Annotated in this window: 11 protein-coding genes and 2 pseudogenes; 9 read left to right on the top strand and 4 right to left on the bottom strand. The window is 65.9% G+C overall.

The window, feature by feature from the left end:
- Nucleotides 1–4: 4 nt before the first annotated feature.
- The 3 genes and pseudogenes from KXC43_RS17035 to KXC43_RS17025 form a co-directional block, all read right to left on the bottom strand.
- On the bottom strand, nucleotides 5–388 hold the full coding sequence (locus KXC43_RS17035; RefSeq protein WP_221377009.1) for a YbaB/EbfC family nucleoid-associated protein: 384 nt from the start codon (nucleotides 386–388) through the stop codon (nucleotides 5–7).
- A gap of 154 nt (nucleotides 389–542) precedes the next feature.
- Nucleotides 543–1,194, bottom strand: a pseudogene (locus KXC43_RS17030) (nucleotidyl transferase AbiEii/AbiGii toxin family protein).
- Between the two features lie 6 nt (nucleotides 1,195–1,200).
- Complete coding sequence (locus tag KXC43_RS17025) at nucleotides 1,201–1,590, bottom strand: hypothetical protein (RefSeq protein ID WP_308129112.1); 390 nt, start codon at nucleotides 1,588–1,590, stop codon at nucleotides 1,201–1,203.
- Between the two features lie 639 nt (nucleotides 1,591–2,229).
- Between KXC43_RS17025 and KXC43_RS17020 the strand changes: the two genes are divergently transcribed.
- The 4 genes and pseudogenes from KXC43_RS17020 (at nucleotide 2,230) to KXC43_RS17010 (ending at nucleotide 4,844) form a co-directional block, all read left to right on the top strand.
- A complete protein-coding gene (locus tag KXC43_RS17020; RefSeq protein ID WP_221377008.1) occupies nucleotides 2,230–3,114 on the top strand; it encodes a replication-relaxation family protein in 885 nt (294 codons plus the stop codon).
- A gap of 499 nt (nucleotides 3,115–3,613) precedes the next feature.
- Nucleotides 3,614–4,054 (top strand): annotated as a pseudogene (locus KXC43_RS50875) (hypothetical protein); the annotation flags it as partial.
- Nucleotides 3,979–4,272 (top strand): hypothetical protein, encoded by a 294-nt coding sequence (locus KXC43_RS50870; RefSeq protein ID WP_255644143.1) that lies wholly within the window; start codon nucleotides 3,979–3,981, stop codon nucleotides 4,270–4,272. The pseudogene KXC43_RS50875 and the gene KXC43_RS50870, both read left to right, overlap by 76 nt.
- The gene (locus tag KXC43_RS17010) at nucleotides 4,269–4,844 is read left to right on the top strand and encodes a hypothetical protein (RefSeq protein ID WP_221377007.1); all 576 of its coding nucleotides are present in this window, start codon (nucleotides 4,269–4,271) and stop codon (nucleotides 4,842–4,844) included. The genes KXC43_RS50870 and KXC43_RS17010 overlap by 4 nt, the downstream gene beginning before the upstream one ends.
- Nucleotides 4,845–4,929: 85 nt before the next feature.
- Here the strand turns inward: KXC43_RS17010 and KXC43_RS17005 are convergent, their stop codons facing one another.
- Nucleotides 4,930–5,649, bottom strand: a complete 720-nt coding sequence (locus KXC43_RS17005; RefSeq protein ID WP_221377006.1) for an AfsR/SARP family transcriptional regulator — start codon at nucleotides 5,647–5,649, stop codon at nucleotides 4,930–4,932.
- Between the two features lie 82 nt (nucleotides 5,650–5,731).
- On the opposite strand from KXC43_RS17005, the gene KXC43_RS17000 reads away from it, so the two are divergent.
- The 5 genes from KXC43_RS17000 (at nucleotide 5,732) to KXC43_RS16980 (ending at nucleotide 14,113) form a co-directional block, all read left to right on the top strand.
- Nucleotides 5,732–6,019: a helix-turn-helix domain-containing protein gene (locus tag KXC43_RS17000; protein WP_221377005.1), complete on the top strand. Its 288-nt coding sequence runs from the start codon at nucleotides 5,732–5,734 to the stop codon at nucleotides 6,017–6,019.
- 108 nt (nucleotides 6,020–6,127) lie between these two features.
- Nucleotides 6,128–7,597 (top strand): tyrosine-type recombinase/integrase, encoded by a 1,470-nt coding sequence (locus tag KXC43_RS16995; RefSeq protein ID WP_221377004.1) that lies wholly within the window; start codon nucleotides 6,128–6,130, stop codon nucleotides 7,595–7,597.
- 507 nt (nucleotides 7,598–8,104) lie between these two features.
- On the top strand, nucleotides 8,105–9,289 hold the full coding sequence (locus KXC43_RS16990; protein WP_221377003.1) for a DUF6361 family protein: 1,185 nt from the start codon (nucleotides 8,105–8,107) through the stop codon (nucleotides 9,287–9,289).
- Nucleotides 9,273–11,021, top strand: a complete 1,749-nt coding sequence (locus KXC43_RS16985; RefSeq protein WP_221377002.1) for a phospholipase D family protein — start codon at nucleotides 9,273–9,275, stop codon at nucleotides 11,019–11,021. Before KXC43_RS16990 ends, KXC43_RS16985 begins: the two co-directional genes overlap by 17 nt.
- On the top strand, nucleotides 11,018–14,113 hold the full coding sequence (locus KXC43_RS16980; RefSeq protein ID WP_221377001.1) for a DEAD/DEAH box helicase: 3,096 nt from the start codon (nucleotides 11,018–11,020) through the stop codon (nucleotides 14,111–14,113). The genes KXC43_RS16985 and KXC43_RS16980 overlap by 4 nt, the downstream gene beginning before the upstream one ends.
- Nucleotides 14,114–14,222 lie beyond the last annotated feature (109 nt).

Raw genomic sequence — 14,222 nt, 5'->3', positions numbered from 1 at the left:
TCGCTCACCGGTCTTCCTGACGTTCAACAGTCGGGAATCGGGTCTCGAACGACTGGAGTACCGCGCGTCCCGTCTCGGTGTCTGCGCCCACGGTGTCCTGGACCTGATCGGCGACCAGACCGGATAGGGCCGCCTGGGCGCGCCGCATGACCGACACGATCTCGTCGGCAAGGCGGGGGCCAGACAAATCGTGTACGCGCTCGTCGAGCTCAAGGCGCTCGATCTGACCGGCAGACCCCACCGTGACCCGAATCGCGCCGTCGCGGCCCTCCGCCGTGCCGGTCAGCGCCGCCACCCGCCGCGACAGCTCAACACTGCGCGCCGCTTGGGCGTTCACCTGCCCGACCCAGGTATCCAGCCAGTCCTCAGCAGCATCGGCGCCGTCCATGGGCTCACCCCCATCGATGTCTTCCGACAGGTTATCGAGCGCTTGCTATCTGGATCTTCGACTCGGTCTTGACGGGCCTTCCGAACCGATGGCAGTTCGGCCACGGTGCAGACGTACTCCGAGCCCGAACCACTCCGCGGGTTCTGCCGCGCGACTATTCCGACGAGGGCTCGTCACGCAGATCGCGACGCCATGCGGCGAACCGTTTCCGGACGTCGTCGAGCGCTTGACCGGTGATGCCGTATTGGGCGAAGTCGTCCGGGTCCAGCAGATCGGCCTGTCCGAGAGCGTCAGCGAAGATCCGCCGGTCGAAGCCCGCGATCGGCGCGTTCGGCGAGGCGTAGAACGGCTTCGTGGGTGTACCTGCCTGATCGCAGGGCGGCATCGATGTCGACGAAGTCACGCGCGAACGCCCGCCCGTAGAGCGCACTCATCTTGTTCGCCACCGCGTCATCGGGATGCAGAACCGGTCCTACGGCCATGAGAATCGGTTCGTTGGCTCGCCAATCCACGCCGAGTTCCACCTTCGACGTGTGGCTGCCGTCGGTCACTGTTAGTCGGGCGAACGTGTCATAGCGCCGTTCGAGGTCGACAGTGAGGCCGTCGTCGCGGTACGCCTGAATAACGGCGGCGACCGCTGTGCCGAACTCGTTGCGGCGGTTCCAGCCGGTGAACAGGTCGATGTCCTCGCTGGGCCGCTCAAGAAGACCGGCTGCCTGGACCGCGTATCCGCCGGCCAGGGCGAAGCCTTACCGCTGAGCGGCCGCAAGCCCCGTACAAGCGAGTCGTTCGTGAAAGGGATCCACCAGTTGCTACGCGGCGTTCGTGCGGGTAGCGGCCAGTTCCGGGAAGCGTTCTTCCCAGCGTCGCCGGAGCTGCGGTGGCAGCCAGAGTGTGGGCCAGAGCCGGAGAAGCACGTCACCGGAGAGCCACATGTGCAAGTCCTCGAGGGTGGCGGCCTCGGTGAGTACCGCCTTGTACATGCTGGCAAGGCGAGCGGGGCGACTCAGGTCGTATTCGGCGTGGCCGGACCAGTCGAGGTGGTGGGGGAGTGTGATCACGCCACGGGTCGGCCCGTTCAGCGCGGTTAGCGTGTCGGCCAGAAAGTACGGCTTCCGATCACCGTACGGAAGGTAGCCCACCGGCGGCCGGGATACCGGCTCGTGCCGCCCGGTGTTAACGCCTTCAGAGGACTCGCCCACGACTCCAGCGTACTGGGCATCCCCGCACACTTCGTGCATACGCCCAGGCAAATGACAGTCTTCAGTCCTCGAATTCTGACAATCGACTCCTCCTTGCCCTAGGAGTTCTGCCCGAAATGCGTACTACATCACTTTCGGTGTGAGCCGTTCGGCTGATTCTCAAATCGGGGTGTTCGCGAGAGCTGACAAAGGTCGGTTTGAGGGTGTGAGGGAAGTGGGCGGCGGCGCCGGAGGCTGCCTCCCGCAAGCGGCCCCACGCCATCGATGATCGGCGCTCGCCATTGGCGCGACCTATCCGCGCTCACGCCGCTCGCGAGCGCAACCCGACGTCGTTCCACTCGGGCGATGCCCGAGGAGGTGCGCGATGCATCGACCAGCCCTCACGACGCCCCATCGAACAACACTCTGGAGCCTTCGTGTCTACACACCCATCCATATCGGGCATTTCACCCCGTGCGCTCCTCAACTGCCATCCCGGCTTGCCGTCCGATCGGATCCGGCGCTTGTCCTCCCTGTTGACCTCCGTTGGGAAACGGACCCGTGAATCGGCATCACGGCGCAGCACAACGCGCCTTTCCTCTACCGCGCTCGTCCTGCGACAGACCCTCCAGTCTGGGTCTCTCCCCCGGGGGAGACGACATGGTTAGGTCGCTGCGGTACGTCGATCCCGTCCTGCGCGTGCAGTCGCAGATCACCGACCGGGACTGCGTCCTGCTCGACTGGCTCGCCGAGCACGGTGTGCTGACCTCGGTGCAGATCGCGCAGGCGTTGTTCCCGTCGCTGGACTACGCGCAGGAACGGCTGCGCGCCCTGGTCGGTCTTCGGGTGCTGGAACGGTTCCGGCCGAACCGGGCCGGCGGCGGCTCGTTCCCGTACCACTATGTCCTTGCCCAGTTGGGGTTGGAGGTCATCGCGGCGCAACGCGGCGAGCGCCTTGAGCGCGGCTACCGCGACCGGGCCCGGCGGCGCCGCTGGCAGTTGACCAACCGCGCGAACCTGGCGCACCTGGTCGGCGTCAACGGCTTCTTCACCGCCCTGGCCGGTCACGCCCGCACCCGGCCCGGCTGTGAACTGGCGCGGTGGTGGTCGGCCCGGCAGTGCCAGCAGATGGGCGCCTTCGCCGGCGAGGGCGCCGACGTCACCGAACGTACCTACATCCCCAGTTCGCGGCCCGACGGACACGGAATCTGGATCGAAGACGGCTCGGAGATTCCGTTCCTGCTGGAGTACGACACCGGCACCGAACGGCCGCTCTCCCGCCTGGTCGACAAGATCGACGGATACGAGGAGCTCGCCCGCGTCACCGGGCGAGTGTGGCCGGTGCTGTTCTGGCTGCCCGGCCCGCTCCGGGAGCGCCACCTGCACGAGGAACTGACCGATGCCGGTGTGCGCTACCCCGTTGTCACCGCGACCCACGGCGCGGGCAACCCCGCCGAAGCGGAGTGGTGGCTGCACCGCCGATCGGGGCGGCGCCTGCGCCTGGCCGAGCTGTGCGGCCGCAACCTAATAGCCGTGGCGCGGTGAACGCCTGACCGGCTTTCCCGTAGTGACAGCCACCGCCGAGACCTTTCCGTGCCGGGTGACAGACGGCGCCTTCTGTCACCGCGCGTACGGCCGCGGTGGTGACAGATGCGGACGCTATCGTCGCGCCCCCGTCGCATCGTCGCCGGCACGCCTGCGGGCTGTGCCCGTCCGGGCTCCGTTTTCATCCATATCGACCGGAGGATCCACACCATGAAGTCCCGCCAGCACTTGCACACTCCCGCCTTCGCGTCCCGCCGCGTCCCCGACGAGAACCGTCGTGAACGTCCTCCGGCGCGTACGGCACGGACCGGTCCGCGGGGGGTGGTCCCGTAGCAGCAAAGTCGTTCGCCGGACCGGACCGTCCGCGGCAACCGCGCCGAGGGACTGGCCCAGATTCTGATCATGCTCGCGATCGGCGCAGCCGCAGGAGCCGCGAGCTTTCACCCACGTCCACAACGTTGCCGCGAGCCACGGGCAGCCGGGCTGGCTCGCCTGGGCCGACGCCATCGTCCTCGAGTTGATGTCGATCGCCTCCGGCCTGGAACTACGCCGCCGGCGACGCGAACACACCTCACCCCGGTTCCCCGCCGTGGTGCTGGGCTGCGCGGTCGTGCTGTCGCTGGCGGCGCAGGTCGTCGAAGCCGAACCGTCGCCGATCGGCTGGACGGCCGCCGCCATCCCGGCACTGGGTTTCCTGGTCATGGTCAAGGTCGCGCTAGCCACACCGGTGGACCGTCCGCCTCGAAACTCGACGATTCCCCGGTCCGCGCAGAGCCCGCCGACGCACCCGCGGTCCGCAGCGCAGCAAACCCGGATCAGCGGTCCACACCGGACCGGCGCCGGTCCCGTGGACCGTCCGCCGAGGTGGAAGACCTGGGGACCGTGCTGCCCGCCGCCCGGGCGATCAGAGACCGCCTGGCCGTCAGCGGCGAACCCCTGACCCGTGGCGCGCTCGCTCGCCACCTGCGAGCCGGTGGCACCAGCGTCTCCAACTCCAAGGCCTCCGCGCTGCTCAAGACGCTCAGGTCCGAGCGGGAGCCGCCACCGACCCGCCAGTACCGCGGCTCCGGTCCGGACTGGCAGGCCGAAAGCCCACGTCAGCGGCGTGATCACGGCGCTGACGTGAATTCCCGACTGGAGGGAGGTGATGCAGCATGACAAAGCTTTCAGAACGCTTCCCGGAGATCTTCCCGCCGGAACGTCCGGTTGTGGACCACGACGCCGAACAGTTCGCCCGGATATGGCTGCACGAGTCCCGCCGCCGCATCGCACGTACCGTGCCGGTGATCGCGGTGGTCCGCGAACTGGCGGCGACGCTGCGCGACGATCAGATCCCGGCACCGCAGGTTCTTCTTGCCCTGCGGCGCGCGGTCAGTCTGCTCACCGTGCTCGCCGACGTGGAGCACGTCAACCAGCAGGTGGTCGATTACGGCTGCTCCGAATTCGAGGACAGAGTCGAAAGGAACCGGCTCCTCGGTCGCGAGGCCATCTCGCGGCCGGGGGAATCGACGCGGTTCGCCAAGGCGTGGCTGCTCGCCAGCCCCGCTGAGGCCATCCGTACCGAACCGGTGATCGCCCTCGTCGAGCAGCTGCTCGACAGCCTGATCGTGCAGATGCCGGCCGTCGCCTACGACTGCCTGCAGCAGGCTGTCCCGGTGCTCAACGTCTTCGCCCGCGAAGACGACAACACCGCCGGCATCGCCGGGACGGCGGATTCCACCGCCGAGTAACCCATCCACACCTCACCGCCGAACGGGGCTGTCCCGCCGCCACGGGCAGGACGGCCCCGTCCCGGCGCGGACAAACCGCCGCTCACTATGTCGCCGTGAAACCCTTCAGTACGGCGGTGAGCCGCTCGTCGTGCGGATGGTGCCGCCGGCCCTCTTCCAGCACCGCCCGTGCCGGGCCGGCAAGGTTGTCGGCGAGAGCGACCACCGCGTCGACGTACTCCCGACGTATGAGGTACCGATAGCCGGCCAGCCACAAGTACCCGGCGCCGTCGGCAAACGGCCCCGCATAGGCGTCCACCGCCCGGCGCAACGCCGCGACCCGCGACTGCTGCTCGGGTGCGGCAACAGCGTCCGCGACAGCGTCGAGCATCGTCCACAAGTCGACGTCGAACCCAGCCCGGTCCAACACGTACTGATGCTGCCGCACCTTCAGGTAGCTGCCGTCACCGCCTAGCCGAGCGAAGACCTGCCGCAAGTTGTACGTGTAGGTGTGCAACCGCTCCACGGCCTTACTCCGGGACGGCTCAGGCAGCAGGTCCTCGAGGATGAAGTCCTGATGCACGCTGCCGCCGCACGCGATCAGGTACGTCAAGAACTCCAGGGAACGCTTCCGGACGTGCACATCCGCGGGAACATCCAGAATCTCCGGCTTCCCGAGCACCCGCACCCTGATAACCGCACGAGAACCACCACCGGCGTCGGTTCCATTGGGCAGCCGCTCCGGACGGCCAAGCACCGGGAGGGTACGGGCGTCCGGCCATAAATCCACGTCACCACCATCGCGACCGCCGGCCCGATCATGCATGAGCAGGACGGTAACGCATCAACCACCAAAGCATGGACGTCAATACGTACGCGCCAACCCGCCATCCTGACTGGGAGATACCTTGACCGATCGTCGCCGCACCCGGACACCCGCCGGTCCTGAACCGCCCACCGATTCGCCGCCGACCATCGAGGACCTGCAGGCACTCGGCGCCACCACCGACGTGGTCACCGCCGGAAAGCTCCTCGGCATCTCCCGCAACACCGCCTACCGACTGGCCCACCGCGGAGCGTTCCCACTGCCGCTCATACGCGTCGGCGCTCAGTACCGCGTTCCGACGGCCGCCCTAATCGCCGCTCTTCACCCGCAACCAGGAGAGCCACGCACTGTCAGCGGCGAAGCGCCGTAGCCACCGCACCAAGACGACTTGATCAATGTTAGGAGCAGAGCGTGAATGACGAGCGAGCACCGAAAAACCGTTGCACACCAACCCTCATACGCTGGGAGCGTCCACCTCGTGGCCACCGACACCCCGTTCAAAGTCTGCCGTTGCAAGGACCCTGATACCGACCGACCACTGCGCAACAAATGCCCGAAACTACGCCGCGCCAACCGATCCTGGAGCCTCACCCACGGCCAGTGGGCATACCAGCTCGAACTCCCGGCGACCGCCGACGGGAAACGACGCCAACTGCGGCCCAGCACCGGCTTCGAGAACCGCGATGCCGCACAGGACGAAATCGATCAGGTCCGTCGACTGCTTGACCTTGCCGGCAAAGACCCGAAACGGCTGACCGAGGTCGCCGACCTCATCCAGGCCTCCCGCCGCGCCACCGGCGAGCTGCCCGACCTCGACACCGTCCGGTTCCGCCTGAAGACCGACAGCGCACTCGGCGGCATCCCCACCCTCGCCCAGTACCTGACCGGCTGGGTCAACGACATCGAGATCGACGAGAACACCCGCCGCAGCTACGCCAACCACATCACCACCCACCTGATCCCGCACCTCGGCGACGTCGCCCTCGACCAGCTCCGGCCGCACCACATCCACACCCTCATCCGCAAAATCAAAGAACGAAACGAGGAAATCCTCGCCAAGCGAAACGACCCCGACCCCGCCGTACGCAAAAGCGTCGCCGGCAAACGACCCACCAGAGACGCAACCCGCTCCCGCATCCGCGCCACCCTGCGCAAGGCCTTCAACGACGCCCTCCGCGAAGGCATCATCGCCGGCATAGCCAACCCCGCCGCCCTGGTGAAGACCCCCAACAAACGATCCCGACCGATCGTCTGGGAACCCGAACGCGTCGAACGCTGGCAGACCACCGGCGAAGTCCCCAGCCCCGTCATGGTCTGGACCGACGAACTACTCGCCGACTTCCTCGACTACGCCGCCGACCACGCACCCGACATCCACCCGATGCTGCACCTCATGGCCTACCGCGGCACCCGCCGCGGCGAAACCTGCGGCCTGCTCGACGCCGAAGTCCGCCTCCGCAAAGCCGAAATCGGCATCATCAACCAGATCACCACCTACGGCGGCGGAAGCATCCGCCACAAAAAACCCAAGAGCGAAGCCGGCAACCGCGACGTCATCCTCGACCCCGACACCGTCGCTCTGTTCACCAGTTATAAAGCCCAGCGAGCGAAGTGGCAGCTGGCCGCCGGCCCCGCCTGGCCCGACACTGGCCTGTTCTTCGTACGCCCAGACGGCAGAGCCTGGCACCCCGCCGCGGTATCCCAGCGGTTCCGCCGCCTCATCCAACGCGGCGGCTTCCCACCCATCCGCCTGCACGACCTACGCCACTGCGCCGCCACCATCGCCCTCGAAGCCGGCATCGACATCAAAGTCGTCTCCGAACAACTCGGCCACTCCACCACCACGCTGACCCGCGACACCTACCAGAGCGTCTCCAAGGAGCTGCACCACGAGGCCGCCGGAGCGGTCGCCGAACGCATCAAAGCCAGACGCCGCACCGTCTCCTGATCTCGGCTGGTGATCAGAAAGTTTGAGCACGAATTGCCGCTGGCTACTCGTAGGCGCAGCGTCACATCTGACGACGGGCATGCGGCTAACTCCGCGGAGCCGGTGATCGGCTACGCCAACTTAGGCTCGCGGTCTCCGTGGCCTTTCCGCATTGCGTCGGAGCACGAAGCGTCACATCGCCTCCACGGACGTGAAGACCTGTAGCCAAGTTCGGCCAACCGTGACAGCCTGTCTCTGCTCTGATGGTCACTGTCGCGCCGGGCACCACCACAGTTACGAGCTCTCCCCGGCCGCTGGCGAGCTGAGCCACCTCCGAACCGAGGTACGCGACGTTTGTGCGCTGCACCAACCGCAACAGGCGACGTCCGCGCAATCAGGCACCTCCGGAAGCGCCCGCCTGTGACGCGGAACGACTGCACCGAACGGTTGTCTTTTTCTCCGATCGGATGAACCAACGGTCGCCACGTCGCCCGCGCGGAATACTGGCGCAGGCACGAAGGAGGAACGATGGCGTCACAGTTGTCGTGGCTCGACAGCTCTCGCGCGGAGCAGCAGCGGGTGCGCGAGTTACTCAACATGTTCAGCGAGCACGAAAGCCGCGATGAGTTGGGCATCGGTCAAGTTCGCGACGCGTTCGGCGACCTTCTGTTTCCAGGAACGTCGACGTTGCATACCCGGGCGCGGTATTTGCTGATTGTTCCCTGGTGTGTGCAGCAGGCCGCTCGCCGCACTACCCGGGACCAAGCCGTGGAGCTCGACCGCGTGGAACGCAGCGTCATTTCCGCTCTGTCCTCGGCAAACGCGACCGATGGCCTCATCGGCCGGCGGGCGTCGACCGGAGTCAAGACCCTGCCCTCGACAATCTACGCGTCCGCACTGCGCCGCTACCACATCGACAATGGCGACGAGCTGGATACCGCGACCGATGATCCCGAAGCAGCGGAGCTGACTGACCGGCAGGCGGGCCGGTGGCCGGCTACCCTGCCGCAGCCGCCGACTGGTTTTCCCGAGACCGTCGGATCACTTCACCTGACCGCGAGCGAGGCCACATGGCTGCGGGAACGCATATTGACCAGCGTGCCTGGAAGTTTGCTGGCCCATCTCCTTCAAGCGGGCAATCGGCCCGAGCCGGACACCACTGCCCCGTGGTGGACGGCCGCTGTCGCCTCCGCGCCGGCACGAGTGAGAACCGACCTCGAGTACGCGCGCAGGTTCTCCATCTGTTTGCATGGCGCCGCTTTGCTCTACAACCTGCTCGTCGCCGAGGCGTATGAAAAGGCGGAGAACGACACCGCCGAACTGCCGGACTATCGCGAGTTCCTTGCCGACTGGGCAGAACGGATGGAGACCGTTGAGCCGTGGGACCGCGGCGACATGTGGACCCGGTTGCTCACCGTCAATCCGCGAATCGCTACCAACGTGCGTGTCCGTATTTTCGTTGAGACGTGGCTCGATCTTGTACATGCCGGGCGCGCAAAGGACGCTGCCGACGACACGCAGCTGCGTGACCTGGTCGCCCGGCGGGAGAGATCTGTGAAAAAGACCCAGTCACGGCTGATCAACAGCAAGCTGCTTAGGAGCTGGACCGGCGCCTCGGGTACCCGACAGCTGGTGTACCGCTGGCCTCAGGTCCGCCGGATGCTCATCGACATCCACGACGGCATGGAGACGACCGATGCTGCTGCCGCCTGACGGACGCTCACTGCTCACTGACCTTTTACGGCCGCCGCCGGGATACTCGTTGGACCGGGCCGTTGCCACCACTTTCACGCTCGAGCTCGACAGCCTGCTCACCGCGCCGCTTGCCTTCGCCGCCCATGCGATGCGCGAACAGCAGGATCCGATCTCAGTGATGGATGGCGTGCGGCGTTGTGCCGACCGAGTAGACGTGTTCTGCCAAGCAGGCCAGATCGCGCCACCGCCGGGCAACTCCAGCCTTCTACTCCTGCTCGAAGAGATCATCCATCCGGTACGCCGTCCACGCCCCGGCCGACTCTTCCACCCCAAGATGTGGTTGGTCCGGTACGTCAGTGACGAGGACTGGCTACTGCGCCTCATCGTGCTCAGCCGGAATCTGACCAACGACCGCAGCTGGGACGTCAGCTTGAGCCTGGACGGCGCCATCGGCACGAGGCCTGACGCTAGGAACGCGCCGCTGGTCAAACTGCTGAGGCACACCATCACCCTCGCCGGTCAACCTGTGCCCGAAGACCGCCGTGCGGCGATCGATGAACTGCTGGAAGACCTGAGACGCGCCGTTTGGGAACTGCCGGAGGGGTTCCAGGACATTGCTTTCTATGCGCTCGGCGTGCCCGGATCCCGGCCGCCTGACTTCGCCGGCACCCGACACTTGATCATGTCTCCGTTTGTGGAGAACGACGGTCTGGACCTCTGCGCCCCCGGCAATGGCGATCTCACCATCGTCAGCCGACAAGAGCAGCTCGACCGGCTACCCGACGGTTCCCTGGACGGGTGCACGGTGTTCGTCCTGAACGACCTCGCGGCGCTCGAACTCGAAGACGAAGCCGGCCCCGCGCATCTCTCAGGCCTACACGCCAAGACTTACGTCGTTGAGAAGGGACACCGTGCCCGGGTCATCGTCGGATCGGCCAACGCCACCGGAGCCGCCTTCTCCGGCAATATCGAACTACTCGTCGAGCTCGCCGCCTCGAAAGAGAAACTGGGCATCAACAAGCTGGCCGGCGAAGATTCGGATCTGCGGGCGATCCTCGAGGAATACGAACGGCACGACCTCGTCGAGCCCGACGATGACAGCGGCTGGGCCCTTGAGAACTACTTACGCGACATCGCGGCCGTCGCTTTCAGCGCGACCGTCCTCAACGGCGGAGAGCCGTACGAGCTGCGCGTACAGACGGCAGAGGACGTGGTGCCGCCGCCTGGAGGGCGACTCACCCTCAGCCTGCTGACGCGACCAGACCAAGCGATAGACCTACCGGCCGAAGCCGTCTACAGCGGGTTAGCCACCACTGAAATAACCCGGTTCTTGCTGCTCACCGCGGAAGGGCAGGACGGCACGATCCGGCGGGCCGTAGTGATAGCCAGCCTGACCGGCGACCCGTACGACCGGCTCGACCGGGTCCTCGCTGAGCAGATCAACACACCCGAGAAATTTCTGCAGTTCTTGATGTTGCTTCTCGGTCTCGGCGTCCCAGGCCAGTTGACCGCCACAGGCGAAGCGGTCGGCGGAGGTGGAGTCTGGCAGCAGAGAAGCAGCGGCGTGCTGGAACTCCTGCTCGGTGCGCTCGCCGATCGACCCCACCAGCTCGACGATCTGGCCGGGCTGGTGCAACACCTGGCCGCGACCGAGGAAGGTAGAGGTGTTTTGCCGGAGGGCTTCCTGGAACTCTGGCAGCATGTCGATCAAGTTCGCCGAGATCTCGCGACCGCCGAGGCAAGCGCATGAACGGGCTGAAGGACTTTCAGCGCGACACAGTCGCATACGTGCTCGACCGGTACTTCGGTGCGGATCCAACTCGCCGTTTCCTGGTCGCCGATGAGACTGGGTTAGGCAAGAGCGTTATCGCCGGCGGTGTCGTGGCCGCGCTGATCGACCGCCTCCAGCACGATGACGCGGTCGGACGCATCGACATCATCTACATCTGCTCCAACCAGGATGTCGCTGAGCAGAATCTCGTTCGGCTGGCCGGACCGCACCACGCCCCGCAAGCGATGTCGAGCCGACTCACCCTGCTGGGCCGCGAGCTACCTCGGTTCGCGACGCAGCCACAACAGGGAAAGCCGGTGAACCTGGTGTCGTTCACGCCGGGCACCTCGTTCTCTCCGGGCTGGCGTACCGGCAAGGCCGAGGAGCGCGCCATGATCCATTGGCTGCTGTTCCACGATGGCTGGGACGGATGGCAGCGCAAAGCCGCTCTGAGGATCCTCCAACGCACTACGGGGTCACTGGAGCGGTTCCGCGTCGTCTGTGACAACTTCGAACGCACTCTCACAGATGGCATCGACCCGCGGGTCGAGAGTGAATTCCTGACCCGCGCCGAAGACAAAGGGCTGCTCGACCGGTTCGACGACCTGGTCGCCTCTATCGGCCGTCGATCCACCTTCACCGATGGCGAACACGCCGTCTCCAAAGAGCTGGTCGGCGAGCTACGCGCCACCCTGGCCGAGGCGGGGGTCGAGGCCCTCGAACCCGACCTGGTCATCCTCGACGAGTTCCAGCGCTTCCGGACACTGCTCGATCCCGAGCTGGGCGGTGAGGCCGCCGAGCTGGCCCAGAATCTGTTCAACCATCGGGATGCGCGGGTCCTTCTGTTGTCCGCTACCCCCTACAAACCCTTCACCTTCGCCGAAGAAGCCAAAACCGACGATCACCACGCCGACCTGGGACGGATCCTGCGCTTTCTCTGCTCCGACGAGAAATGGAACGACGCGGTCAAGACCGCGCTGCGGACGTACCGCGACGCGGTTGTCACCGGCGCCCCGACTAACATTGCCCGCGGTGAGATCCGAAATCTGCTGCTGCGAGTTATGAGCCGGACTGAACGCCCGGCCCTCGGCCAGCACGCCATGCTGACCGAGCACATCACGCCAGCAGCCGGAGTCAATCAGGCGGAGATCCGCTCGTTTGTCGCCATGAAGCGACTTGGGACTGCGCTCAACGCGCCAGTGCTTCTCGATTATTGGAAGTCAGCACCCTATTTCCTCAACTTTGTCGAAGGCTATCTACTCGGCGACCACCTGCGTGAGGCCCTGCACGACGACCTGGACGAAGAAGTACAGGAGCTACTGGGATCAGCGCAGCTACTCGACGCCGCAGCGATCCAGGCGTACGCACCGATCGATCTCGGCAACGGCAAGCTGCGCAGCCTGGCCGAACAAACCGTCGGCCGAGACTGGTGGCGATTGCTTTGGCTTCCCCCATCGATGCCCTACTACGTCCTCGGCGAGCCTTTCGCTGGAGCAGCCCAGCAGGGAATCACCAAACGTCTGGTGTTCTCCTCGTGGAACGCCACCCCGACAGCAGTGTCGGCGCTGCTCAGCTACGACGCCGAACGCCGCATTCGTGAGGGCCGCAGCGAGATTCCGCGTAGTCGGCTGGACTACCGGATGAATGAGGGACGCGTAGCGTCGATGAGTTCGGTCGCTTTGTTCTGGCCGCATCCGGCGCTGGCAGCGGCCTGCGATCCACTCGCTGCCGCCAGAGACGATCCCGCCCGCCTCTCAGATCTCACGGCGATCGAAGCGCGGTGCCGCGACCGATTGGTCGCAGAGGCGCCGGCAACCTTTCGCGACGCCCAGCACACCGGCGAACCTCAGCCGTGGCGAGCCGTACTCAGTTGGCCGAATGCTGTGCCAGATGTCTCTCTCGAGGCGGCCATCGAGGCCGCTACCAGCGACGCTGACTCAACGCACGCCACCGAGGACGATGCGCTTACCGGGCTACTTCAACACTTCCAGGAAGCCTTCGCGGTAGTCGCTGGCGCTGGGCCCGTCAGTGCCAGCCCCGAAACCGTCGCGGACGACCTTGTGGCCCTCGGAATGCACGGACCCGGCAACATCGCGTGGCGTGCTCTCAGCCGGCTGGTCAACGACGACAGCACCGTCACCCCGCAAGGACTGTGGCAGGCCGCGACTACCATCGCCGCCGGACTGCGCAGCCTGTTCAATCGTCCGGAGTCCATGTTGCTGCTCGACCAGCTTCGCTTGGACGACACCTACTGGCGTGCCGTCTTGAGGTATTGCGCGGCTGGCGGCCTGCAGGCTGTACTCGACGAATACCTTCACACGTTGCGCAGCTCGGCGGCGGAGACGCCTCTAACTGACGTTGATCTGCAGACCCTGGCGCATGAGGTCAGCCGGGCTCTGACACTGCGCCCGGCGCCCTACTCCGCTCTCGACCCGCTCAACCCCAGCAGCCGGATCCGGATGACCGGGCGGTTCGCCCTACGCTACGGCGGTCGCGGACTGGAAGAAGCAAATGCGAAACGTATGACCGGGGTCCGCCACGCCTTCAACAGCCCGTTCTGGCCCTTCGTGGTGACGACCACCAGTGCAGGCCAAGAAGGCATCGACTTCCACACCTACTGCTCAGCCGTCGTTCACTGGAACACACCAGCCAATCCCGTCGACTTCGAGCAGCGAGAGGGGCGCGTGCACCGCTTCGGCGGCCACGCCGTAAGGCGAAATCTTGCCGCGGCCCATCGCACTGAAGCCCTGCGGTCGGCCGCCCCGGACGTCTGGCAGGCAGCGTTTGACGCGGCACGCCAGGAGTCGCAACTAGGAGATATGTCGCCGTATTGGGTGTACCCAGGTGCCGCACACATTGAGCGTCACGTTCTACCTCTACCGTTGAGCCGAGACTTCGCCCGCTACGAGCAGTTGCAGAAAGACTTAGCGCTGTACCGTCTCACCTTCGGTCAGCCGCGGCAGGAGGACATGCTCGCTTTGCTCAACAGCACCGGCCTGGCCGACCACCCGGAGTCCCTACCAACGATCGACCTCCGACCCCCGCCGCGCGCCGCCTCACCCGCTTCATGAGGCGGTAGCTGTACATCTCGGATGAGAAGACCGATCCAAGCCTGCGAGTGGCCTGCTGCCTGAGCGGTCCTTGCGACCACCGGCCAGTCCAGAGTCTGCATAAAGCTAT

The organism is Paractinoplanes polyasparticus, from assembly GCF_019710575.1.
GTDB lineage: Bacteria > Actinomycetota > Actinomycetes > Mycobacteriales > Micromonosporaceae > Actinoplanes > Actinoplanes polyasparticus.
This window is presented reverse-complemented; position numbering and strand designations above follow the sequence as displayed.